The following is a 25,903-nucleotide window of genomic DNA, read 5'->3' on the forward strand; positions in this document are numbered from 1 at the left end:
TTTATTCTTCGTTATCTGCTGATAACTGAATCTAAAATCGCATAGGCGGCTTTGACCCGTTCTACGTTGGGGTAATATTTGTTTGCTAACATAACAATTCCAGCATTTTTTGCCGGAATAAATACAATATATGCGCCAAACCCATTTGTTGAACCTGTTTTATTGATCCAGCCATTATGCAAAGCTACTTGAGGAGAATTATTAATATCGATTGGTTGAGGTTGTGTAATGGTTTCAACTGAATTTCCAGCTAACAGAGCAGCCAAGTTAGTTGGTAAAGGATACATTTCCCACGCTAGTCCTTGCGTGAAAGTGCTCGCTTGATAATAGCCCTTCCTAGTACTTTTCAAGGCCGTATTGATTTTATCATCGAGAGAGACTAACCCTAAATTCGCTTTAATAAATTGCACCATATCTGCACTAGTAGACTTAATGCCATATGCTTGTGCATCCAGCATACCGGGATTTACTCTCACAGCATCGCCTGAAGCATTATATCCAAATGCATAATCATTCATTTTATTTGCTGGGACATTAACAAACGTATTTGACATGCCTAACGACGGAAATATTTTAATTTCCAGAAACTGTGCATAATCAACTTTCATACTTAATGCAGAAACATAGCCAAATAAACCTATACTTGGATTTGAATAGAGTCGTTGTGAATTTTCAGCAAAGGTTGGCTGCCAAGATTTATAATATTGCATCATATCATCGTCAGTCTTAACATTATCAGGGAACTGTAAAGGCAGACCACCTGCTGTATAGGTAGCTAACTGTGTAAGTTTTGTGCTGCCAATAACGCTATTTTTCAACTCAGGTAGATATTTATCAACAGTGTCATCAAATGATAAAGTACCATTGCCTTGAGCATAACTCGCAAAGGTTGCAGCAAAGGTTTTACTGACCGATCCTAATTCAAACAGTGTATTCTGTGTTACTGCTTGGTTCTTTTCTTTATTCGCAACACCATAATTATAAAACTGTGACTTACCATCAACAATTATACCCACCGCTAAACCAGGAATTTGGTACTGCTGCATTAAGCGCTCGGCTTGCTTATCGACTGCTTTTCTCAACATTTGATTATTATTTTCAGCCCGAGCATCATTAGACATCACTATAGTTGCAGCTAAAGTAGTAATAACAAGCTTGTTTAAAATTATTTTCATTGTATCTCTCGTTAATGAATAAAATAGCCACGCCAGTGCAACCATATTGCAATAAAAACTCAACTCTCGGATTGAATTCTGGCGCCTGAGTTCATTCAAATATTGTAAATGGAGTATATTGATATTTAGCTTAACCTCGTTTTGAAAATGGTAGAGATGAGCATATTCAAGATCTACTCGTTCTAAATGCAAAAGTCAGCAAAGCCGCCGCTATTTTGTGAGTACGACTATTAATTTTTACTGAATTAAAATACGGTGTTGGTATTAAATTCTACGTTCATAGAAAATGAAATGCACAAATCGTCTTGATTTGAGCTTACTACTCCCAAAGCTCAAATAATTAAAGACGAAGAATATGGGTATGTTTTGCTGAATGATTTATATAAATGTGAAATTAATACAGCCAATGTTGTATGCAGCATAAATTAACAAACTAATACTTAGGTTATAGCAGAGGATTGCCTATTCTCTATGAATTATCGTGCGGAAATACACATGGTATAGTTCACACAGAGTCACTCGTAGCAAATTGTTCAACAAATAAAGTCGTTGTTGCTAACAAAGGCTACGATTGTAAAAAACTGAGAAAGTTGGTTCGTGATAACAACACGACACCCGTTATTCTACGCAAGGATAACAGTTTAATAGGTAATGAAGATATTGACTGATGCATGTACAAATATCGGCACTTGGTTGAGAATACATTTGGCCATATTAAGCAATATAGAAAGATAGCCACACGGTATGAAAAGCTTGCACGAAATTATCATTCAATGCTCGCTTTAGCATTTACGATGATGTGGCTACCAATGCGGGCTGATCAATATATGTACCACAAAGATCAACAGCCCCTAATGACGTAGCGCTCTCAGTAGCCTTAAACAACAAGAATATGATCCCTCACCAACGAGTGAAGAACCACAAATAGTAGAGAACATCTATTATCTAGCTCCTTGCATATTTATCGAATATACCTGTCGATAATGCCACTCAACCCTTAATTAAGCTCAAATAATGCTTTGCGAAAACTGGTTAGATAATTAACGACTCTATTATTTTTGCTGGGGTTTTCTGTATGATTTTTTCGTGTCAGGTTCTAAAGCTGCGCGCTTGCTTGCCGCTTCTTTTTTTAGTGTTTCAGCAGATTTTTTATCATCTACTTTTTTATCATGAGTTGGATTTTGCATAGTTGCCTCAGAGTTCTCGCCCCTCACGTTAATGTAAAAGGCCGAGATTTAAAGCCTAGTTTATAAAGCTCCCCAGCTCTGTGCGCTACAACACTAAAATACTATATTTGGTTTGATTATGGTTACGGTTTAAATTTGAAGCACCAGCTTTAGCTAAAAACCAGCACTATTTAAAAAGCATATTATTTGAGTCAGACATAAGTGTTCTAACTCAAGTAAGGCCTGGTGAATGATCGGTTCCGCAAAACCGCTTTATTTAAACTATTAATTCTTTCAACGCATCTAAAGGCAGCGCTTTATAAAAATACCAACCTTGAACCTGGTAGCATTTATTATACTTTTCAATGAATTCACACTGTTCTTTCGTTTCAACCCCTTCAAAAATAACAATACGATTAAGGTTAGTGAATAGTGCCATTATTGCCAGTAGCATATCTTTTTTCAAAGGATCAGTAATCGATTGGGTAAAAATGCGGTCTATTTTTATGATATCGAAGTTAATTTCAGTTAACCAAACTAAATTTGAAACACCTGTGCCAAAATCGTCCAAGGCAACAGTAAACCCATAACGTTTAGCCTGCAAAGCAAAATGTGACAACTCATTTAGTGGCAGTCCAATACGCTCAGTGATCTCAATTTTTATTTGTTTTTGGCTTATTTTATATAATTCGCATTGCTCATTTAAAAACGGTAAATACTCCGAACTTTGAATTTCAAAGGAGTTAACATTAATCGCAATACTAAAGTCATCTTTTTCTATAACAAAAGGCGACAACTCTTTAAATGCTCGCTGTACAGATGAAAATGCCATCGACGGATATAAATTTAACTGCTCAGCAATACTTAAAAATAACTCAGGTGAGACTTGCCCATGTACCGCATCTTTCCATCTAATTAAACATTCTACACCAATAATCTGCTTACTCTGGACCTCTAAAATTGGCTGATATTCTAAATAAATACTTTCATCTGCGATTGCATTACGTAATCGAAATTCAATCGAATTTGTTCTTTCTATGTATGAGATAAAAGAATAAATAATTAAAAAACTAATAACGCAAAGTAGTAAAAGTACTGCAGTCAGAGTCAAAGTGGAAAAAAATAGTAACCCAGGGCGATTATTAAGCACGCTAGCGCAATAGCCAAACTTTGTACTACAGCTTTTAACTTCTTGTGATAGTAAGTTAAATTCATTATCAAACTGAAATTCGGAGTCAAATTGATGGAAAACGTACAAACCATCAATAGAGGTTATGTTAAACGAAAAATCCTTATTTGCTTGATCAAAATATTTAAAAGGATCTTGAATTGTAAATGCAACGATACCGTTACGTTTTGCAATATCATATTTGGCATCAATAGGAAAAATCCCCTCAACTTTTTGCGCAAAATAAAAACCTGTATTGCCCTTAAAAAAATCAACATTAAGTTCAACAGGCTCTTTTAAAATGCCCCAATTTGCCGAACATATAATTCTATTTTGTTTAACTAAACCAACATCATGCGTGTAGTGGTAGTTAGTTAAAAGGATACGTAATTTATTTACAGTTTCTTCATCACAGCGTCGAGGGTTAATGGCTTCTGTCTGATAAATGGATTGGCTTATATCACTGGAGATTTCTTCGGCTTTACTAATAAGAGATTGCGTAAACTTTTTCTGATAAAGCATTTGTACATAGTTTGCGCCAAAATGGGATATACAAATTAAAAGCAGTAGCAAAAGCGGTAAAAAGAAAATTATTGCACTTGGTTTTTCTTTAAAAGCTCTCAATGACATAGATTTTCCCTTGCAGTTAGCACATTAATTATCATTTAATACCATTAAATTGTAACGTACGCTAGCAGCAAGCCCCTACTATTAAATGTTATTTAACAGCTGGCAGCTTGTTTGCGTATGAAAAGCTGAAATTATTGAGGTATCCAAAACATAGGACTTAGCCATATTAAAAAGGCTGCCACCTACTTCGCGAAGAATCAAAAATAAAGCGGTTCAAATTCGGTGAGCTGGTAAGTCAGCGAGTTTCTTCCACTCATTGAAAGTCGAAGCGATCCATGGCGAGCCAATTAGAGATAGTAATATATCAAACTCGATTCACTGTGACTGCTCACTCTATAATCTGATGAGCTAATGTTTTAAGCTATTATATCAACGCTTGGTATTACCTTTTCGGCTTACTAGGTTTAGCCAATGTTATTACATCATGAGTATAATTCGCCTCAATAACTTAAAAGTAAGCCTCTGAATAAGTTTATCTTTAGATAACAACGACAACTCAAACCTTAACAAAAACATATAAATAAAGTGCAATCTGCTGTTATACTGTTTTTAATCACAGAGGGTCTTATTCTAGTATGGTTACAATTAAGCAAGTCGCTGTCCACGCAGGTGTTTCATTTAAAACTGTATCGCGAGTGGTCAATAATGATCCAACAGTCAAAGATATTAACCGCGAGAAAGTTCTTAAAGCGATAAAAGAATTAGGTTATCGTCCTAATCGTGCGGCAAGTTTAACGCGACGTAAAAACTCAAACATTTACGCAATTATTGCTGATGAACTGCTTAGTGTTCCTTATACTTTTGATATTATTCGTGGTGCCCAAGAAATTGCGTGGCAGAAAAATAAAGAACTGTTGATCCTCAATGTTAACGAAACCCAAGCGAGTATAGACAGAGCTATAGAAAGCCTTTTAGAGTATCGCGTAGAGGGCGTTATATATTCAGCAATGTATCATCGCCAAGTTGTGGTAGCTGATGAACTAAAAAAAATACCAACAATTTTAGCTAACTGTTTTCCTGCTTTGAATAATTTCCCTTGTGTAGTACCTGATGAACAGCAAGCCGGTGAAGATATTACTGACGCGTTAATCCGTAAAGGCTATCGACGAATTGCTTTCTTAAACTTAAATGAGCATATAGTTGCTGCCAAAGGCCGTAAACAAGGCGTTATAAATTCATTTAAAAAGCACGGCTTACCACTCGATGATTTACTCATTGAATCGGTGATTATTGGTCAAGCCGATGGTAGTGAGATTTCTACTTCGAGAGAGTCTGCAGCGCGAGTAATTGACGAGTTTAAACCTGATGCAATTATTTGTGGTCAAGACCCCATGGCGCTAGAAATTTACTTTGTTGTGCATGATAAAGGAATGATCGTTGGTAAAGATATTGGTATAGCTAGTTTTGATGATTGGGGCAGTATTCCACAATTATTACAACCGAATTTAACTACTATGGCATTACCACACCATGCTATGGGACGTTGGGCAATGGAATACCTCATAGAGCAGCGCACTGATATTGTTCACCACCACTTACCATTTAAACTAATTGCTCGTGATTCGTTTTAATTGCATCTGCCTTTAATGCAAAAAGCGATAATACAATAAACACACACACAACCAAACCCAAATATTGGTAGGCTAACGCAAAGCCTACATTATCATATACTACACCTACAGCGACGGCTAACATTGACGCCACCAATTGCGTAGTAAATTGAAAGCCAATGATATAGATCATGGCTGAATAACGAGCTTCAAAGTGCATGTTTATATATTTAAACAATGCAATTAACATCAGCGGTAACTCAATTGCATGTAACAATTTTAATACACTAATGCTGATAGAGTCATTAACAATCCCCGAGCAATATATTCGTATCGCCATCAATACACCACTTAACAGCAACGAGTTTTTAACGCCCAAATAATTCACCCATTTTACAGCTAAATACAAAGCAGCAGCCTCAAGGATAACTTGCGCTGAAGTTAAATAACCAAAAAACTCTCGACCTTGCTCTGGGGTGTCAAAAAAAGAGGTGTAATAAATAGCAAATTGCTGATCAAATACCGCATAAATACAACTTACACCGATCACAAATACACTTAAACGCCACAATCCTGCGATTTTAAAAAATGCTTTGAGCTGTTGCACGGGAGAAAAAGTTCGAGAAGGCGCTATTTCGGGCTGATTTTTTGCGACCTTAACAAAGGCTAATAACCCCATTAAGCAAACCGCCGCAATGCTTGATAACCAATAATTTAAACTAGGGGATAAATTAAACGATAAACCGGCAAAGTAGCTTGCCATGGCCCAACCTAGTGACCCCCACATTCGAGCTTTACCAAATTCAAAATTCGTCGAGCGACTTTGTTTATCAATATAACTTTCAAGTGTCCCGACTCCAGCCAAAAATGCACATGAAAAAACAGCACCGCCTAAAATAGCAGCCAGATAAAACTGTGTTTGTAGTAAGGGTGCGTATACATAACTGACAAATGGACCAATCAATATGATAAAAAATGCAATGAAGTAAAGCAGTGTTTTTTGTAAACCGAGTTTATCTTGCAAAATGCCATAGCAAGGCATCACGAGTAAAGCCATGATGGAATTGATACTAAAGATGACCCCTACTTTAGCACTGTTGAGGCCTACTTCTTGACTAAGCCAAATAGGAAAAAATGAAAATGAAAAAGACCATGCCATAAAATAAATAAAGAAAATGGCGCTCAATAGCCGATAATTACTACTCATATATCGCATAGCCTTATAAAAAGTAAGCGACTCTATATTACTATAGAGTCGCTTCAAATGTTATTTTTCTATTGCTATATTGTTTAACTTTACGTCACTAAGCGACAAAGGCTGCTCAGCACTCACTTGTATTTTATTATAAGGAGAGGTTGGAAAAACAATCGAGGTCATAGAGCTAACCCCCTTATTTACAAACACTTCTACCGACGCTTTATCTACCCATATATCAACATCGTAATACTCAAGGCCCTTCTGTAATGGTGCAGTTTGTAAAGACGCAAAGCCATCTTCAAAGTCTTTTAAACCCGACTGTCTGCGGTCTAGTATTAGTTGTCCTTGAGCTGGGTTTAGTTGAAGCTTAGTGTATTCATCCGTTGCAGAGCTAAGCACGATATCAATAACTTGTTCAGCGTTTGCTACACTAAAACTCACCTTAAATTGCCCAGGTTCAACAGTAAAAAGTTCATCTAACTGATAGCTATTCGCGCCAGTTAATGTTGCCTTTTGTTGTGAGTTACTCAATAAACTATCTAACTCTTTAACCGGTTGAGATGCCAAACGCACGCCTGCTGGCGTTTGCAATAACTTTAATTCTCGGGGAATCGTCATTGCACTGCGCCATACCTCAGTCGGTACTTGGTTTGCGTATTGCCAGTTACTCATCCACCCCATAAATAAGTGTCTACCGTCTTGAACATCAGAGAAAGTTACACCAGCATAATTATCTGTACCGTAGTCTAGCCATATTGAAGGTTCATACTTTTCTTTTGCTGCTTTATCAGAAAATACGATATCAGCAATTTTTATATGCCCCCAATTACCTCGTTCATTGTCTACCACTTTAATATAAGCTTGCTGGCCTTTTAATTGACTCACATTCCAAGAACGCTCGGCCATTGTACCTGTATTGTTTCCACTCGCGGTTTTAACTATTTCACCATCAACTAACAACTGTATTGCGGTACTGTTGTGATGCTTTCCACCTGCAATTTTAAAGTTAATAAAATCATGGTCGATCGCAAATGATTTTGAGGTTAAGGTGCCTGTTGCCTTATCCGAATCTTTAAAAGAACTAGCAATGGTATTGGCTGGTTGATCATTTACTATATGAAATGCTTCACCCGATACTTGCCAATTTTTTAAGCCATTTTTGAAGTTAGAAAAATCAAGCCCTTGAGGGAAAACGGCAGGTGTTGTTGTAAGCATTTTTTGATAATCGCTATCCAACACAAATTTTTCACCGTCAAAATCGCCAACAAAATATTGTGTACCAGAGCCGCCATTTGGCGCGCCAGGATTGATACTCACTAATAGAACATATTTATATTCGTCGGTGCCTTCAATACGCACGCGAATAAGATCTGGACACTCCCATACACCTGCGTGACTGCCCCAATCAGCGCCAAAGTTACTTTCAAATTGCCATGTTTTTAAATCTTTTGAGCTGTAAAAGCCAATATGATCATCTTGAGCCAATACCATAACCCATTGCTGAGTATCTTCATGCCAGCTAACTTTAGGGTCACGGAAGTCGCGGATCCCAGGGTTTTTTAATACCGGATTATTAGCGTATTTTTTCCAAGTGCGGCCTTTATCGGTGCTATATGCTATGCCTTGCGTTTGAAAATCAATCGCTCCCTGTGCCGCCTTTTTATCATCATGATAGGTAAATATAGCCACTAATGGTGGGTTTTCTTTACTGCCAAAGCCGCTGCTATTTTGCCAATCAACTACCGCACTGCCAGAGAAGATAGTACCGTGCTCATCAGGAAACAACTTAATTTCTTGATGCTGCCAATTAACCATATCTTTACTAATTGCATGTCCCCAATGCATTGGTCCCCATACCGATGAATCAGGATTATGCTGGTAAAACAGATGATATTCACCTTGGTAATAAACCATACCGTTAGGATCATTCATCCAATGCTTTTTAGGGGTAAAATGAAAAGCAGGACGAAACGCCTCTTTGCTAGGTTTATCTACACCCATAGGGGCAGTTTGTTCAGTTTGGTTTGTCATGCTACATGCTGCCAAAAATGATGAAATTAAAACTAAATTAACGGTTCGCATCTAATGCTCCATGCTTATTATTGGTATCTAATGAAATTGCTTCTAAAGAACGTCCTTTTGTTTCTGGCATAAACCACGCAACAAAAATCAATTGCCCTAACATCATTAAAGTAAAGAAAGTGAATACTTCAGTGGCACTAAAACGTTCTAAGAAAAATGGCATAAGTAAAGTGATTGCTGCGGCAAAAAACCAATGCGTACCGGAGCCCAAAGACTGCCCTTTTGAACGAACTTTGTTAGGGAATATTTCTGCAATGAAGACCCAAATAACGGTACCTTGGCCAATGGCATGAGCGGCAATAAACACAAATACAAACGCTACAACCGTTAAGCCACCAGAGTCAGTACTAAACGCCCACGCCACTACAGAGAGGGAAATAACGTAGCCAATTGAGCCAATATACATCAGCGAACGGCGGCCAAACTTATCAATCAACGATAAACCAAGCATGGTAAAACATAGGTTAACCACGCCAATCCCAGCGCCAGAAAGTAATGATTGATTTACATCCAACCCTGCAAGTTCAAATACGCGCGGTGCATAATAAATGATAAAGTTAATGCCAGATAATTGATTAAGTGCGGCAAATAAAAATGCAAATAAAGCCGCCTTATTGTAACTACCACCAAATAGCTTTGATTGACTGTTTTGTAACTTGTCGCGTTCAATGTCATTTAATACTTGGTCTGGGTTTTGTTCACCTAAAGTCACTAAGATTGAACGCGCTTTAGTTTTCTCATTTTTCTTTTGCACTAACCAACGTGGGCTTTCAGGTGCCTTAATGATCATTAATAAATAAGCCAGAGCAGGTATTGCCTCCACACCTAACATTAAACGCCAGTCAATTGCAGATGTTCCTGCAATTAAAAAATTAGAAACAAACGCAACTAAGATACCAAATACAATTTGAAACTGATAAAGCGCAACCAAACGCCCACGGTACTTAGCAGGTGCAATCTCAGAGATATAAGCAGGTACAACAATTGAAGAAATGCCCACTCCCACGCCACCAATAAACCGTAATAAGGCGAAGCTATATGCGTCAGGTGCCATGGCGGAGCCAAGTGCCGAAATTAAAAACAACACCCCAACTAAAACTAATGTGGGTTTTCTACCCCACTTATCGCATGGGTAATTACCGGTTAAGGCACCCAGTAGTGTTCCCCATAAAGCTGAAGACATAATTAATAAGCCATGAAATAACGAGCTCGTATTCCATAACGCTTGAATAGGTTTATCCGCACCGGATATAACTGCTGTATCAAAGCCGAATAAAAAACCAGCAACGGCAACGGTGACTGACCAATAAATAATTTTTTTCATAATCACTCTTAAAACTTAACGATTAAAAGGTGGGCCGAAACCCACCACTATTAATAACCTGGGTTCTGTGTGTACGACCCACCACTTAAAATCATCTGCTGGTTCGGAATAGGTAAATACTCATGTTTACCTTTAGTGAAAATAGCATCGACCAAATAAGGTTTACGTACAGCTTCAATAGCTAAGTAACTATCAATCGTTTCTTTCGCTATTCCCCATCGAACTAAGTCAAAAAAGCGATGTCCTTCAAGCCCTAATTCTAAACGTCGCTCAAAGCGTAGTGCCGCTCTTGCCTGTTCTTTAGAATCAAAACTTGTATATAAGCCCATGTTATAAATACTCGCGTTGTGTAATTTACCGGTACTATTTCTAGCACGCTCACGAATGCGGTTAATGATTGGCAATGCTTCGTCATACCTGTCTAACTCAATTAATGCTTCAGCTTTCCAAAGCAATACATCAGCGTAACGAATGAGCGGTGTATTTAATGAAAAGATAGGAAACGGTCCATTCTCACCACGACAACTACAGTCAGGGTGCTCAAGATCTTTCATTGCCGTAAAGTTGCCATATATACCAGGGGCACGTGCCCAGCTATCACCGCCATGAATTAAGTTTTCGTCATACTTAAATGGTTTACCTTCCATTGCCACTGTGTGATCTAGGCGAGGGTCAACTGAGTCAGTCGTCATGTCGTAGTTAAAGTCGTTAAAAGAGTCGAATAACGGCAAACCTTGTTGGTCTGTTTTAAACGCATTAACAAAATTTTCTGTTGGCACATGAAAACCACAACAGCCAAAACCACCAGCCATTGGCACATTTAATGCACTAGGCCAGCTACCACGTCCATCTGGAGAGCCGTCATTTAGAGAGCGCTGAATAGCAAAAACTGATTCTTTACCATTTTCACTTTCAAACAAAAAGTTATTCGCGTAATCATCAAATAAGCCATAGACGCCCGCCTCTTCAATTTCATCAACCAGAGCCACCACTTTTACAAGTTTATCTTTATTAATATTAATAACTTGATGTAGCTCATTCTGCTCATACGCTTGGTAGAGTAATGTTTTAGCTAGATATGCCTTAGCTGATAACGCTGAAGCGCGCCCAACATCTTTTTGGGTTTGTGGTAAATTGTTTGCAGCAAACTCAAAATCTGCAGCAATTTTATCCCATAACTCTTGATCGCTTAGCTCACGATTAGTAGCGCTAAGAATTTGATCTTGAGTCATTGTTTCATCAATCCACGGGATATGCTTATGATGTATTTTTAAATCAAAGTAGAAAATACTGCGAATGAACCGCAGTTCGGATTGTTTTGCAGCACTGTTTTCAATGGCATCTGGCGCATTTGCGATTACCGCTAATGCTGAGTTTGCTCTTGAAATACCGGTGTAATTACGTACCCATTTTTTGTTGTTCAAATCAATTAAATCTGGCGGGAAAGACTCCATATCAGGCACTATTGGTTGATATAAAGACAATGCATGATAAGCAAAGATATCACCGGGTCCATTACCGCCTTTATGGGCGTCTCCAGCGCGTAAGTTTCCTGTCGGCCATAAAAAGTTAGGTGCGGTATAATGATCGTTTCCTAGATAGGAATAGGCAGCAATAATCAACGCATCTACATTTTCACTGTTAGAAACTTGTTCTTCGGTTAATACCCCAGAAGGTGCAACATCAAGATCAGAACCACCACACGATGCTAAAGAAAGCGCGAGTGTAGCTGCTGTAAATAGTGTTTTAATTTTATTCATAATATGTGCTCGTATCGTTGTCGTTTTAATAAATCAAAAAGAAAGGTTCACGCCTAACGTGATACGTTTTGGAATTGGGAAGTTGCCGTTTGGAGTTTCTGGATCTTGGCTTAGCGTCCCCGATGGCGTAATGGTCAATAAGTTACTGCCCTGCAAATAAATTCGTGCAGAACTAATACCGTATTGATTTAACCACTGTTCATCAGGTGTATAACCGATAGATAAGTTGCGAAGCTTGAGGTAGCTGCCATCTTCCCAAAACAAACTTGATTGACGGCCTTCACCATTGTTATCGATTAAAGTTAATGCCGGTACATTACTGTCAGTATTATTAACTGACCATGCATCAAGAACGCGATCACCGTAGTTAGAACCTATATTTAATGATGTGAAGTCAGTAAATCCACGCCAGCTATTACGTATCTCACCTCCTTGAACACCTTGCCAGAACATATTGAAATCCCAATTTTTGTATTTGAAATTCATGTTCAATCCATACATAAAGTCAGGATCAGTATCGGTGAAAAAGCTTTGATCGTTTTCATCAATCACGCCATTGCCGTCTAAATCTTTCCAGCGAACTCGGCCTAAACCAGCCCCAGATTGCGCTGCATGAGCATCTATCTCACCTTGATTTTGGAATAACCCATCGGCGACATAACCATAAATAGAATTGACTGAATGACCAACAATCGTTTTATCATCACCATTACCACCAAATGAATTCACAACATCCTCTGGTAGTGAGACAACCTTATTTTTAGCAGAAGAAATGTTAAAGCTAATATCGACATCGATATCACCATCTAAGCTATCAAAAGTAAGGTAATCGGCGTAGCCAATGAGAAACTCAAAACCAGAGTTTTCAATCGTGCCACCATTGACCCATTGCTGAGCGCCTTCACCTAATGTTGCAAGTGGATTGGTTAACGTTAAAATATCCTCAGTGGTTTTTTCAAACCAATCGATACTGCCGTATATGGTTTCGTAACGCATGCCAAAATCAAGACCAATGTTTGTTTGCGTTGATGTTTCCCACTTTAGGTCATCATTCCCTGTTTGTGCTTTTACAAACCCAGAAGGAAGCGTGCCGCCATTTGCACCGCCTATATCATAAGCGGTCCCTTCATCTTGCTGATCAGTGAATAAAGACCGAGTTGCATAACGGCTTAAATACGTTGTATATGTTGCATCGGTAGGGATTTCTTGATTACCCGTTTTGCCCCAACTAGCTCGAAGCTTTAAGGTAGATAAAAATTCAATATCATAGAATGATTCGTTGCTGATCACCCAACCTGCAGAAATAGCGGGGAAATTACCGTAGCTATTATTACTACCAAAACGAGATGAGCCATCGCGACGTATTGTTAAACCTGCTAAATAGCGGTCATCAAAGTTATAGTCCATACGCGCGAAATAAGAATTAAGAGACCATTTATCGCCATCCCCTTCCACACGAACATCACCTGTTGCTTGTGATAAATGAGCATAATCACGATCATCAGCCGCAAAACCTGAACCAAAACCAACAGATCCTTCATACTCATAATCTATTTGTTCTGTACCGACCAAAAACGTAAAATGATTTGCATCTAAATCAAGCTTATATTCTGCGGTATTAGTCCAACTAAAACTGCTATTCCAGTTTTCTGTCACTGACAGCTGATCACCATAGTTTAGCGAGCCAGCTTGAAAAGCACGGGTATAGTTTCTGAAGTAGTATTGCCCGTAATCTAAACCGATAGAGCTTTTTAGTGTTAAGTCCTCTATTGCCTCATATTCAACAAAAATATTTCCCATTAATTTATTGAATCTACTAACATTGTCTCGATTCATTTCAATTAGTCTAACCGGATTATCACGGTCAGTTACACCAGGGACGGGTCCTCCCCAGCCACCTTTATCGTTGTACACAGGAACGATAGATTGTTGTTCTATAGCCAAAGTTAGAATATTACCGGCCAGATCATTAACCAAGTTTGATTCTTGATTTGTCACTATAAAGTTTTCACCAATCTTAAGCTTATTTGTTAGCTGATAATCAGAATTAACGCGAAAGCTTATTCGTTCAAACTCTGAGCCATCAACAACACCTTCTGAGCCGAAATAGCCAAGTGAACTATATATCGAAGCTTTGTCTGAACCACCTGAAACTGAAAAGTTAAGATCGGTTACTTTTGCAGAGCGCGTAACTTCATCAAACCAATTAGTATCTGCTGGGCGTTGCACCTGTGCAGCATCCGTAAACTCAGGAAAAACAACGTTGTTTAATTGAGGGTTATTAAAATCATTATTCCAATCATAGCTATAAAGAGAACTTGCTGCATTTGGATCTGAGCCGTCGTTTACTGCAGCTTGCCAAACTGCTTGTCCCCTTTGCTGTGTATTTAATGGATTTAATTCATAATTAAAATCATCATATGACTGATTAAAAGAGAAATTAAAGTCGAGCCCTTCATTCCCTTTTTTGGTGGTAATAATAATGACCCCATTACCAGAGCGAGCACCAAAAATACTTGCAGCTGCCGCATCTCTTAGCACCTGTATATCAGCAATATCATGGCTATTAAGTTCATGCATGCCTGATTTAGTTGGTACACCATCAATAACATAAAGAGGATCGTTATTACCTAAAGGTCCTAAACCTTGACCACGAATACGCACTGTTGCTGCAGAGTTAGGTGAACCATTAGTTGTAATTTGCAAGCCAGGCACACGCCCCTGCAAATTTTGCATGATATTACCTGAAGGCTGATCAACGACATCTTCAAGCTCAACTGTGCTAACTGCGCCGGTTAAATCTTGTTTTTTAACACTTCCATAACCATATGAAACTTCAATAACTTCAATACCAACCTTGGCCGACGCTTCTTCTTGCAGTTGTTCAGCGGCAAAGCTGTTGGATGGCAGCCAACAACCTATCAATACTGTACTAACACTCGCAGCAAGCTGGTTTTTCCTAAATCTGAGCATTGTGTGTGTCCTCATTTTAATTTTATTTTTTAATGTTGATTTCATTATTAAAATTAACAACGTTGTCTTTATGGCGTAAAAAAATATCTTTTTACATTTTGTTGTTTGGCTTGGTCGGTCCAACACAAATAAACAACGTTGTCTTTTTAACATTAAAAAAACATCTATTCAATATAAATAACAAAATATTTTGTTATTTATATGTATAACTTGAAATACAACGCTGCACGCTAACATGGTTCAATAAATTCTAAGATTTGCTGATGCGTTATATCTGGTGTTGCCCCTAGCTGCTGAGCAACCATAGCTCCTGCAGCACAAGCAAAATTAATTGCCTGTTGCGGATCGTTTTGAATGCACAATTGATAAATTAAAGCCCCCAAAAACGAATCCCCTGCACCAACAGTATCCACAACATCGATCAGGTAGCCTGAGTTATAGTAGTTTTTACCTTTAATCGATAATAAAGCACCATGGTTTCCTTTCGTCACGCACAAAAACTCTGTGTTGGTTTGCTTTGCTATAAATGCTAAGTTTTGCTCTAATGAATGGTATTTACACCCCATTCCTTTTGCTATTTCATATAGTTCTTCATCATTTAGTTTGATAAAGTCAGCGCTATTCATTAATTCTATTAAGCTCTCAAGTTGATAGTGAGGAGCTCGTAAATTTACATCAAACACTTTAAACTTCGCATGTTCTAGTAGTTGCTTTAAAGTTATTAATGAAGTGTCGGTACGGCCAATTAAACTACCAAACACAAAAATATCCGTCGATTCAACTTTGCCAATAATTTCATCAGTTAAAACAATATTATCCCAGGCAGTATCAGGCATAATTTCGTACTTAGCAGAACCATGGCTATCAAGTGTTACCTGCACCGTACTGGTATTTTTGTTTGGGTTTACAGCAATGTACTCTGTACTCAATTGCTTTTCTTTTAATTCGTCAAGCAGAGCATCACCTAACTCATCCTCCCCTACTGCACTTATCATTTGTGCATCAATTCCAAGTGATTTAACCCTAAAGCACATATTTAAAGGTGCGCCTCCCAAACGCTTAGTTGCGCCAAAACAGTCCCAAAGGACCTCCCCAAAACAAACTAGACTAATTTTATTAGCCACGTTTTGATTCACAATTATACTCATTCAAGAGCTTCCTTATACGCTTCGTATGGTCAGATAACGGATTAGACAAAGTTCAACTTACCTTTCACTTCATAGAAAGTAAGATATTAAATTTCAATAACTTAAACATTTTTAACTTAAAAATTAAAATGCAGATATATTTGTTAAATAAATGTCGTGAGATATTATTTCATCTAAGCAACAAAAAGACAACGTTGTTTATTTAAGTTAATAAAATTAACTAAATGTCTATCTGCAACTTATAAATAAAGCAAATAATATGCTTGAGAGTTTAATTTATGAATTTTTACCGCAAACTTTTATCCCTAAATGGTATTTGGAGTAGAAGTTTACCTCGAGTTCTAACGGATCGCTGATAACTCGTTAACTTGTGTTGACAGAGTTAAGGCTCATATGTGTTATGTGCATTTACTGCTTGTGAGAAATTATCATTTCTTTTGCAACTAGAGCAGCTGAAGGTAAAAACATTGTTGAAACGATTCTTTGATCAACGACCACTTCGTGTTTATCTTCTAAGGTTTTTTTGTTTTGTGCAATAGCTCCATTTTTATTCAACTGACTTTCAACAAGGAAAGGTAGCAGAGTACCTTGTTTAGCCCATGACTTAGATTTTTCAGTAGAATTAGGAAAACCAGCAATTTTTTTACCTTTAACAAGATACTGACCAAAAGATAATAATACATCGGCAAACGCACCGGCACCGTGACCACCTGCACCAATAATACCGCCAGATTCATAAACTTTGGCGATAATTGATTGTAATTCCTTGTTATTAGCTACATCAAATAATGGGCCATACCCTCCACCAATATAAATTCCCCAGTAATCATTTGGGTTAATTTGTTCAGGAGCAAAGCTGTTTTTCGCTTTATCCATAAAGCCTTCATATTTAATGGTGTAACTACTAATACCCAACGGATCCATCATGAACTCAACCTTTCCTCCATTTGGAGAAACAAAATCGACATCATAACCATGGCTCATAAAAATATGGTACGGTGGAGCAACTTCCCATAAATTATTTCTCGCATCGTGTTTTTCAGAATCCCCCATATCGATCATATTTGATGCGATGATTAATACTTTTTTTGTCGACTCTGCGCTTAGGTTAGTTGAAGTAAACAGTATTACTGAAAGTAAAATAGATATAAAAAGCTTCATTGTTTTCTTTTTTTAAATGATTAAATTCATTATTTAGACGATACAATTGAATAAAAGGTTTAAATACGGAATCAGCCTAGACACTTAAAGCCCCAAGATGCCGACGAAACGAGCGTAGCGAGTTAAGGTCGGAATAATTGGTTTGTTATATGACGACTTCACGTCGTGGCGCTCCATCACAAGTTAAAATAATTTCTTTTTTATCAGTAAAGACTAAAAAACGTTTTATCGCTCTCATTCCAGACTACATCTATTAGCCTATCAATGCAGTTGTCATCAACGCTTTATTAAGCAATTTACCATAAATCAAGCCTATCAATTTCAAACTCGACTGAGCCTTGGCAAGGTAGATCACCGAACTCGATAAGAAAACCTTGAACCTCAATAACCCCTTCATTTTCATCAATTACTTTGCCACAACCTATGTATGAATAAGGCCCCGTTTTTTCAATTCTTTCTTTAGATGCTTCTGCAATCATTTCTACCGGCCAATCGGCAAGGTACGCCGCTCTAACGTTGGCATCTAGCACTTTAAGGAGGTTATTAACTTTATCACCTATGGAGTATTCACAAATGTGACAAAAAACGTCAACGGCTGAGTGTTCATTTTCAACAGTTACTAATGCTGTTTCATCCGAGTAAAACTCAATATTCGTCACTTTAAGTTGATTGATCATATGCACCTTACAGGTATTCCACAATGCCCACATTAACACTGCTTCCCAAAAAAATAGAAGCCAATTCAAGAGACTCCACTAACGTTAATCCGGGTTTAAAAACTCAACTTTTTCTGTTAAATACTCTGAACCGAATTCTTTAGCTATGATTGCTTCTACCTCTTCGTCAGAAATAACGCCAGAGTGCTGCCCCATATTTTTTACCTTTGATTTTGCCAGCAACATAATGTGCTCAGCCCAAGTAGGTTTAGATTCTTCGAGTAAAGACGCCCAAAGTTGTAACTGTTTTTGCACTATCTCGTCTTCATCACAGAAATTAGATGCTTCTTGTAAGCAAATTCGATATATCCACCCTTCAACTGAAGGCGCATAAAAATCAGCAACGATATCATCATGTGGACATAAAATGACCCTGCCATTATTTTTATTATCCAAACACCAAAATGCAACACCATGGAAGACACCAATTGGCAAAATACCATCAAGTACGCCCTCAGGAGCTATTTCAATTTTCAATACATTTGAGCTTGAAATCCACTCTAACAAATACATATTGTAGGAGCTGTCTTTTGTAATACCCTGTTCGATCCAATCACGGTAAGATTTAGGTAACTTACCAATACTGCGCTCAATATTTTCTATTTCTTTAGTAACCACAGAACCTCCTCTTAAATATCGTTCATATTAACTGTGAAATTGCTTATTAGCTCCATATCACGTGCTCTGTTACTCTGTTCACAAGTCGCACTGCAGTAATTTGCTATGTTTTTAGTGCAATCGCATTGCCCACAAAAATAGACAGTTTATCAGCTATTTTCTCACAGCCACCTGCACCCGACTTTATCGTCGAAACAAGCTCTTCAGTGCTGAGTGCCACATCATGCAACACTTCATAAAGAGGCGGATCGTCGCTTTGATCCGTTGGAATTACAAAACAATTATCAGCCCAATCAGCGCCATAACCAATAACAAGATAGTTTGCTGGCAACACATACATCCCTGAGTAGGAATCACAATTAACTTCTTCCATAAATCAATGTTCACAATTTGAATCTCTTCAATGCCATCAAAGTCTTCTTCTGGTTCAAATTTTTGCCAGCCAAGAAGTAAATTGCAAAATAGGTGTGGACATTGCCTCGATATACCACTTAGGAATAATACCGCCTATTTTTTATTTAATCGTTTTAACTTTTCTAAATCAGCCCGTTCTCCGTTTTGGTCTGACTTTGCTATGAATGCAGCTATTTCACTATCAAATGATATTTAAACTACCTTAATAAATATAACGAGCCTGTTGAATAACTCGTTTTAATTTATTTTTATTGATGGATTAACCATAGCCGAGTTCCTATTTTGATTCAATCGACAACTGACTTTCACGTAAAATATAAAAAAGAGGACTTGGTGTTGTTTTAATTGGCTTTTTTTCAAAGTATTACAGATATTTAAGTGGCTTATTTGCGGTGATAAGGGCTTACCTTTGCAATGATGAAGCCACATCGGCCGACGAAGTAAACAAATTTGTTTATTGATTTATAATTGACCGTCACTGAATAAAAAGGTCAAAAAGAATACTAGTGCCTATTAATAGAGTTAAGGCTCATATGTGTTATGTGAATTCCCGATTGAAGCGCCGAACTTTTGTTCGCATGTTTTTCATAGGTGATGACGTATTAAATTGAATCATGCGCCCTAGAGTCCATCGCTCATACCACGCAACACCATACAACTCATGATTACTTAAACTTGAAATGAGTAAAAGTATCTCGTGAACCGTAGACTCCAGCTCAACAAGCAGATCATCGTATTTCCAGTCACGATATTTTTCGTGGAAACTTTCAGCTAGTAACCCAAGTTGATTCCATTTGTAGTCAGTTTCAGGGAAATCTACATCCTGATTTTGAGACTTTAGATGATGCCATTTAAGGACGAGTTTGCCCCAACCAATCAGGTAAGCAACTGTGTCACTAACGCTAATGATTGTACCTTTGATATTTCCTTCTACGCCCAATTTACGAGCTTTGCTTTTTGAAATTGAGCGATAATCAGCCATTAGTTTTGGGAACACTGAGTTTATGGCTAACTCCAATTCATCCTTATTTCTTGGCACAGAAGACAATTTAACCTCCATTCACATAATGCCTTGCATTTGCGGCGGTTTTGTAGCGCGGTACGAGCGGAAAAACCGTCCAACCACTCAGTAGTTTATGCAACATGCTTTTGTTATGTTTTTTCATTCACCAACTCCTGCGCAACCTGTAGCTGAACTTGATGCATTAACCATAGCCGAGTTCCTATTTTGATTCAATCGACAACTGACTTTCACGTAAAATATAAAATAGGATTTAGTGTTGTTTTAATTGACATTTTTCAAGTTGTTACAGATATTTAAGTGGCTTATTTGCGGTGATAAGAGCTTATCTTTGCAATGATGAAGCCGCATCGACAGACGAAGTAAACGAATTTGCTTATTGAATTAAAGTTGATTTTGAATTGACCGTCACTGTATAAAAACGGTCAAAAAGAATACTAGTTCCTATTGACAGAGTTAAGGCTCATATGTGTTAAAGCTCTGCAATTTATTGCCAAAATATAGTGGATATCTGCCCCCAAGCAGCCAATACTAAACAAAATTGTATAGACATCATGATCGATGCAATATCCAATTTTATTAACTTACTTTGCAACTTTCCTCTTAAAGAAATCCATAAAGAAAATAAAAGTGTTATTGGCAAAACCCCTGATAAAAAAGCCAAGCAAATACTTGCCGCAGTAATATCACCAAACTTTAGAAAGGATTGATTAACATAGAGATATATGGACAAGCTAAATAGTACAAGGTTTATAAACCCCCATTTAATGCGCCTTAAGCCATCTTTATCGCGTTTAACAACTCTAGTTAATCCTACTAAAAAGATATAAATCAGTCCAATTAGACCATTACATAATGTGTTGGCATGACTTTGCGTTGTTTGCCAAAACCATGACAACTTAACATTGTTGGAGTTAAGGCGCTTGTTATGTCTTGCTTACTCATTTCAAAGTTTATTCAATAAATAATTAATCTCTGCGATAACAATCTCTGGTTCATGTTTTTGTATGTAATGCTCTGGAGTTGTTGCAAATGTAATTTTGGTATCTTTAGATAAAGTCTGCATCTTATTTAATTCGGTAGAATAAGACTTTTTAATACGCTCCCAGACTGCTGGATGCCAGTTATCTGGAGTTTGATTTGCAGGCACCCAAATTGCGTCTCTGTTCCAAAGTAATACATAAGGTGTGTCACCAAAATCGTCGCTTTGCTGAATGAACGTTGAACTAGTTCTCATATTAATTTTTTCTAGATTATCAGGAGCACCATGCCAGCTAGCAAGTTCAGCTTCCATATTCTTCTTGGTATCAGCATCATATGTGTCATTTTTTGCATCCCACTTTTTTATATGGCTTCTAAATTGGCCATACAATGAAGGATCTACAAGTAAAATGGCGCTGACCTTTTCAGGGTAAAGGTGATTAAATAACTTAATAGGATATGAGCCATAAGAGTGTCCAACCATTACGTAAGGAGGCTGAATTCCAGCCCTTTGTAACAATACATTTTGATGCTCAACAATAGTGCCTAGATCATAATGGCCTTGCGATTTATCACTTTTCCCCAAGTTGGCTCTGTCATAAATACACACTCTATTTTTTTTGTGAAGTGATTGTATTACCTTCTTCCAGTTTCCGTCTTCAACCGTACCACCAAAGCCAGCATTGATAATTATTGAAGGGGAGGCTTCACCATAACATTCAATAAAAAGGTTCACTTTATCTACTTGATACAAGCCTGAAACACTTGGTTTAATGACGTCTTTTGCAGATACGCCAAAGGCTACGATAAATAATAGAACTAAAAGTCCAGTTTTCATTATAAAATCCCTTATATAGCTAATTTAGAAGTAAAATTTAGCACTTAAAATATAACGAGCCTGTAGATTAACTCGTTTTAATTTATTTTTATTGATGCATTAACCATAGCCGAGTTCCTATTTTGATTCAATCGGTTACTTCTATTTTATCTAAAAGTAAATATTGCAAAAATTTTTGTCTGTCCTTTTATTTCAGCTGAACATCTAACTGGATATAAGGCTGAGCATGAATCAATTGGGTGAGTTAATAACCAACAAGGTTTAACCTGATTATATGCCTACAGACCTAAACCACTTGCCTTGATTAGACACTCAGTACGCGTGCATTAATACAATAAACAAAGTCGCTTACACCTGACTTGATAACTGCGTTACGCACCTAAATATAACTGGATCACAATGATGAAACCAGCCGCCTTGAATAGTGCCATGATAAGGTTAACCGATGAATGTCTCGGCTCTAGCATCCTGCTTCGCTCTACCTCCTAAATCCATTTAGTCGAAGCGCCCCAGCTATCCCAAAAGGATATGGGAAAAACCTGGCTGCGATGAGATCGCAATAATCGATTACTGCGTAACGCGCCTATATGTGTTTGCCGTAAGCTACTTGCTTAACCGCCGCATCGCCGACGAAGTAAACGAATTTGCTTATTGAATTAAAGTTGATTTTGAATTGACCGTCACTGTATAAAAACGGTTAAAGAAAATACTAGTGCCTATTGACAGAGTTAAGGCTCATATGTGTCACATTTTGTCATTGCTACAGCCCGAATAGATTAAGAACTCGACTTGAATAGAGCTGCGAATTAATCACAAGAAGCTCTTTCACTGTGCTACCGCTATTGCCAACTTCGCCTTCCAGGGAAGCACCATTTTGTAATAATAGTGAAATAATTTCCGGTTTATCCGCAACTTTGTTGTATCCATGGCACGCCGGCCATAAGGCCTCTGATGGATTAGCGCCTTGCTCAATAAGCTTTTGAGTAAAGCTAAGCCATTTATCAAAATTTGGATTTAGACCATGGCCAAACTTTACAGCTAATTGAATTACGCTAGTCTCAGGCCCTGCTGGCATTTTTGCCTTTACGTTAGCCCCCAACTCTATGAGCTTGTTGGCAAGCTCAAAATCTTCGCATTGCATGGCATACATCAAAGGAGTCTTGTCTCTGCAATTAGCGTTATGGTGCCCAACTGTTTCGATTACGCCCTTATCCTTTGCAAGGATACCAAGAACTGAATCCTGGTCGTGCTTTTCGATTGCAACAAACAACTTTTTAATTTCTGCCTTGGTCATGCGTATTCTCAAGAAATGTAACGAGCCTGTAGAATTACTCGTTTTTAATTTATTCTTATTGATGCATTCACCATAGCCGAGTTCCTATTTTGATTCAATTAGTTACTTCGATTTTACGTAAAATATAAAAAGAGGACTTGGTGTTATTTTAATTGGCATTTTGCAAGGTGTTTGAGTGGCTTATTTGAGGTGATAAGGGCTACCCTAATTAGTGCATCGTGTTTTGCAGCTTTTCTCTATTATGAACTAAGCAATACAGTTGCCGCAGTGTGAAGTGAAAGCATTCACTTTCGTTTGTCCGCGCAAGGTCAATTTGCTCAGCGAAATTGATTGGAATGAATTTATTTTGGTAGGATAAGTCTCGCTTGACTCCTCACCCAACGAAAGAGCCATAACGATTTACCGTGGGTGAATAATATTTACTAGATCATAGCTTGATAGTAGATTCAAGGTTAAAAGTTGAACAACTAAAAGTAGGTGCATTCGTTCCTGTAAAGAGTAATTCTACAGCCTCAACGCCCGCCATCTGCCGCGCGGGGTAAGATAAGAACGTCAGCTGCATGACATTGTTATAGCGAAACAGGTTCATCACGCATTTTTTCCCATGTTTGTACCATAAGCTTCTTGGCTGGCCCCCAACGGTAACCACCAAGTGCACCACTGTGCTGTATTACCCGATGGCAGGGGATCAGTAAAGCAACAGGATTTGCTCCAATGGCGTTACCAACCGCTCTTGCAGATTGGGGCGCATTGAGTGCTGTGGCTACCTGAGAATAGCTAGCCACTGCGCCCGGTGGTATTTTCAGCAGCGCCCGCCACACAGCTACCTGAAAATTCGTACCTTTCACATGAAGCGACAGCGGACCATGTTTGGCAGCTGTATCACTACTAAAAAACGCATCAATAACATAGTGCGTAGATGTGATGCTTTCAACAATCGAACTCAATGGCCAAGCGTTACGCAAGTCATCCAGCAGCTCTTCAATGTAATTGAAGTCCATGAACTCAACCCTACAAACACCACGCTGTGTTACAGCTACAAACATAGGCCCCAGTGGTGTAGGGTGCACACCGTATTCGATACGTAGCTCCTTACCCTTATTTTTATACTCCCCCGGTGTCACTGCCTCCAGCTGCACAAAGTGATCATGCAACCTTGAACTACCGCTTAAGCCAATCTCATGTGAAACGTCGAGCAGAGAGCGGGATTTATCCAACAACTCCTTGCTACGCTCCAATGTCAGGACCTGCAAAAACCGCTTTGGCGTGGTACCCGCCCAACGACAAAACAACCTCTGAAAATGATACGGACTCAGATGCACATGGGCGGCTATCTCTTCTAGAGCGGGCTGGGTAGTTGCACGATCTACCAAGTATGCCATAGCACGTGCGATACGGTCATAGTCTGACACACTCTGCCTCTCAGACACGATTTATGGATACACCGCCATCTACCAACATCGCAGAACCAGTTGTGAAACTGGATGCATCGGATGCTAAGTACAATGCGGATTGAGCAATTTCATCTGGTGTCGCCATACGCTTGAGCGCATGCAGGTTACGCACAAACGCCAATGCTTCTGGCGTATTAGCAAACTCACGTCCCGCTGGCGTATCAGTACCACCAGGCAAAAGGGCATTGACCCGGATATTCTGAGGCCCATGCTCTGACGCCAGCACTTGAGTCAAACCAATAAGACCAGCCTTACTGGCTGCGTAGGCAGCCATGCCTGGCATACCTGTGGTGTAACCAACGAAGGTAGAGGTGAAAATTAACGAACCTCCTTTTCGGGCAGCCATGGCGGGCAGCTGGTACTTTGCGCCCAAAAATGCACTGGTTAAGTTGGTCGCAATAACTTGATTCCAGTCCGTGAGCGACATCTGCGGCACAGGGCACATAGCACCCAGAATGGCAGCATTGTTAAAAGCGATATCCAGGCCACCAAAGTGGCTTACAGCCTTATCTACCAAAGCTTTGGCAAAAGCTTCTTCGCCAACATCACCGGCTAGTGCCAGTGCCTGCCCACCTTCAGTCTTGATTAATTCCACCAGTTCATCAAGCTCCTTCTGTCGCCTTGCTGCCACCACTACGGCAGCACCTTCTCTCGCAAAAAGCTTCGCGGCTGCATAGCCAATGCCGGTGCTGGCACCAGTAACAATAGCAACTTTGTTGGCCAATATGTTCATCGATTATTTCTCCTAGCTCTGCTGACAATTAAAGGGCATATGCCCGAACAGATGCTATATTAGGAGGCCGAACGATTAATGCCGACCCGAATCTTGCTGAATTTCAATTGCGCTATAACATTTTAGTATTTATGCGACACGCAGTTTGTGTTGCATAATCGCTTGTCGGACTGAGGCGCTACCTGCTCGATGTGTAGAGTTGGTGTTGTTTATGCTATGGACTTTACATATATAGAAAGGCTTTTTATGACCTAAGCTATAGCAAGCAAATTTAATTAGTGTGCCTGTCGTATCTATGCTGTCCCTGCGTTACTCAGTGTTTATTATCTATCCATTAAACCTAATGTTTAACCCTTCAGCAATTATATTTTTCGTATGCACAGTCGTTACTGACCTGAGCAGTTAAGCAGGTTAATTAGCTGATTTGATGCAGCAAGCTAGGCCGCTAACTCGTTCGAACTATTTAATTTGTCGCTACATCTAAATTAATCGCAACATA

General features: G+C 38.6%; 20 protein-coding genes and 1 pseudogene. 2 read left to right on the forward strand and 19 right to left on the reverse strand.

Going from position 1 to position 25,903, the window contains the following annotated elements:
• Positions 1 to 11 precede the first annotated feature (11 nt).
• On the reverse strand, positions 12 to 1,175 hold the full coding sequence (ampC, locus tag FW757_RS14060; RefSeq protein WP_182784664.1) for a class C beta-lactamase: 1,164 nt from the start codon (positions 1,173 to 1,175) through the stop codon (positions 12 to 14).
• A 662-nt stretch (positions 1,176 to 1,837) separates the two neighbouring features.
• On the opposite strand from ampC, the pseudogene FW757_RS14065 reads away from it, so the two are divergent.
• Positions 1,838 to 2,038: pseudogene (locus FW757_RS14065) on the forward strand (transposase); the annotation flags it as partial.
• Between the two features lie 189 nt (positions 2,039 to 2,227).
• On the opposite strand, the gene FW757_RS14070 reads toward FW757_RS14065, so the two are convergent.
• Together FW757_RS14070 and FW757_RS14075 are read right to left on the reverse strand one after the other, a co-directional pair.
• Positions 2,228 to 2,362 (reverse strand): hypothetical protein, encoded by a 135-nt coding sequence (locus tag FW757_RS14070; RefSeq protein ID WP_257326201.1) that lies wholly within the window; start codon positions 2,360 to 2,362, stop codon positions 2,228 to 2,230.
• A 256-nt stretch (positions 2,363 to 2,618) separates the two neighbouring features.
• A complete protein-coding gene (locus tag FW757_RS14075) occupies positions 2,619 to 4,139 on the reverse strand; it encodes an EAL domain-containing protein (protein ID WP_182718947.1) in 1,521 nt (506 codons plus the stop codon).
• Positions 4,140 to 4,714: 575 nt separating this feature from the next.
• Here FW757_RS14075 and FW757_RS14080 point away from each other — a divergent pair.
• Positions 4,715 to 5,710, forward strand: coding sequence for a LacI family DNA-binding transcriptional regulator (locus tag FW757_RS14080; RefSeq protein WP_149982868.1), 996 nt, complete (start codon positions 4,715 to 4,717; stop codon positions 5,708 to 5,710).
• Here the strand turns inward: FW757_RS14080 and FW757_RS14085 are convergent.
• The 16 genes from FW757_RS14085 to FW757_RS14160 form a co-directional block, all read right to left on the reverse strand.
• On the reverse strand, positions 5,682 to 6,896 hold the full coding sequence (locus tag FW757_RS14085) for an oligosaccharide MFS transporter (RefSeq protein ID WP_446441354.1): 1,215 nt from the start codon (positions 6,894 to 6,896) through the stop codon (positions 5,682 to 5,684). The genes FW757_RS14080 and FW757_RS14085 overlap by 29 nt on opposite strands.
• A 60-nt stretch (positions 6,897 to 6,956) precedes the next feature.
• Complete coding sequence (locus FW757_RS14090) at positions 6,957 to 8,969, reverse strand: glycoside hydrolase family 32 protein (RefSeq protein ID WP_446441355.1); 2,013 nt, start codon at positions 8,967 to 8,969, stop codon at positions 6,957 to 6,959.
• On the reverse strand, positions 8,956 to 10,293 hold the full coding sequence (locus FW757_RS14095) for a sugar porter family MFS transporter (RefSeq protein WP_446441356.1): 1,338 nt from the start codon (positions 10,291 to 10,293) through the stop codon (positions 8,956 to 8,958). The genes FW757_RS14090 and FW757_RS14095 overlap by 14 nt, the downstream gene beginning before the upstream one ends.
• A 50-nt stretch (positions 10,294 to 10,343) precedes the next feature.
• Positions 10,344 to 12,053 (reverse strand): RagB/SusD family nutrient uptake outer membrane protein, encoded by a 1,710-nt coding sequence (locus FW757_RS14100; RefSeq protein WP_446441357.1) that lies wholly within the window; start codon positions 12,051 to 12,053, stop codon positions 10,344 to 10,346.
• A 33-nt stretch (positions 12,054 to 12,086) separates the two neighbouring features.
• A complete protein-coding gene (locus FW757_RS14105) occupies positions 12,087 to 15,026 on the reverse strand; it encodes a SusC/RagA family TonB-linked outer membrane protein (RefSeq protein ID WP_182740503.1) in 2,940 nt (979 codons plus the stop codon).
• Between the two features lie 230 nt (positions 15,027 to 15,256).
• Complete coding sequence (locus FW757_RS14110; RefSeq protein WP_149982874.1) at positions 15,257 to 16,174, reverse strand: carbohydrate kinase family protein; 918 nt, start codon at positions 16,172 to 16,174, stop codon at positions 15,257 to 15,259.
• 408 nt (positions 16,175 to 16,582) lie between these two features.
• Entirely contained in the window at positions 16,583 to 17,335 is a 753-nt protein-coding gene (locus FW757_RS14115) for a DJ-1/PfpI family protein (RefSeq protein WP_446441358.1), read from the reverse strand.
• A 296-nt stretch (positions 17,336 to 17,631) separates the two neighbouring features.
• Entirely contained in the window at positions 17,632 to 18,081 is a 450-nt protein-coding gene (locus FW757_RS14120; protein ID WP_182740504.1) for a hypothetical protein, read from the reverse strand.
• Positions 18,082 to 18,096: 15 nt separating this feature from the next.
• The gene (locus FW757_RS14125) at positions 18,097 to 18,669 is read right to left on the reverse strand and encodes an SMI1/KNR4 family protein (protein ID WP_182761302.1); all 573 of its coding nucleotides are present in this window, start codon (positions 18,667 to 18,669) and stop codon (positions 18,097 to 18,099) included.
• A gap of 103 nt (positions 18,670 to 18,772) precedes the next feature.
• On the reverse strand, positions 18,773 to 19,042 hold the full coding sequence (locus tag FW757_RS14130; RefSeq protein WP_182718937.1) for a hypothetical protein: 270 nt from the start codon (positions 19,040 to 19,042) through the stop codon (positions 18,773 to 18,775).
• A gap of 579 nt (positions 19,043 to 19,621) precedes the next feature.
• A complete protein-coding gene (locus FW757_RS14135) occupies positions 19,622 to 20,131 on the reverse strand; it encodes a ClbS/DfsB family four-helix bundle protein (RefSeq protein WP_182718968.1) in 510 nt (169 codons plus the stop codon).
• Positions 20,132 to 20,591: 460 nt separating this feature from the next.
• On the reverse strand, positions 20,592 to 21,002 hold the full coding sequence (locus FW757_RS14140) for a hypothetical protein (protein ID WP_259398532.1): 411 nt from the start codon (positions 21,000 to 21,002) through the stop codon (positions 20,592 to 20,594).
• Between the two features lie 48 nt (positions 21,003 to 21,050).
• The gene (locus FW757_RS14145; RefSeq protein WP_182718936.1) at positions 21,051 to 21,923 is read right to left on the reverse strand and encodes an alpha/beta fold hydrolase; all 873 of its coding nucleotides are present in this window, start codon (positions 21,921 to 21,923) and stop codon (positions 21,051 to 21,053) included.
• Positions 21,924 to 22,683: 760 nt separating this feature from the next.
• Entirely contained in the window at positions 22,684 to 23,217 is a 534-nt protein-coding gene (locus FW757_RS14150; RefSeq protein ID WP_182718935.1) for a hypothetical protein, read from the reverse strand.
• A gap of 569 nt (positions 23,218 to 23,786) precedes the next feature.
• Positions 23,787 to 24,629: a bifunctional transcriptional activator/DNA repair enzyme AdaA gene (locus FW757_RS14155; RefSeq protein ID WP_182718934.1), complete on the reverse strand. Its 843-nt coding sequence runs from the start codon at positions 24,627 to 24,629 to the stop codon at positions 23,787 to 23,789.
• A 10-nt stretch (positions 24,630 to 24,639) separates the two neighbouring features.
• Entirely contained in the window at positions 24,640 to 25,404 is a 765-nt protein-coding gene (locus tag FW757_RS14160; protein ID WP_446441359.1) for an SDR family oxidoreductase, read from the reverse strand.
• Positions 25,405 to 25,903: the final 499 nt, after the last annotated feature.

The sequence above is a fragment of the Pseudoalteromonas sp. 1181_04 genome (genome assembly GCF_052850545.1).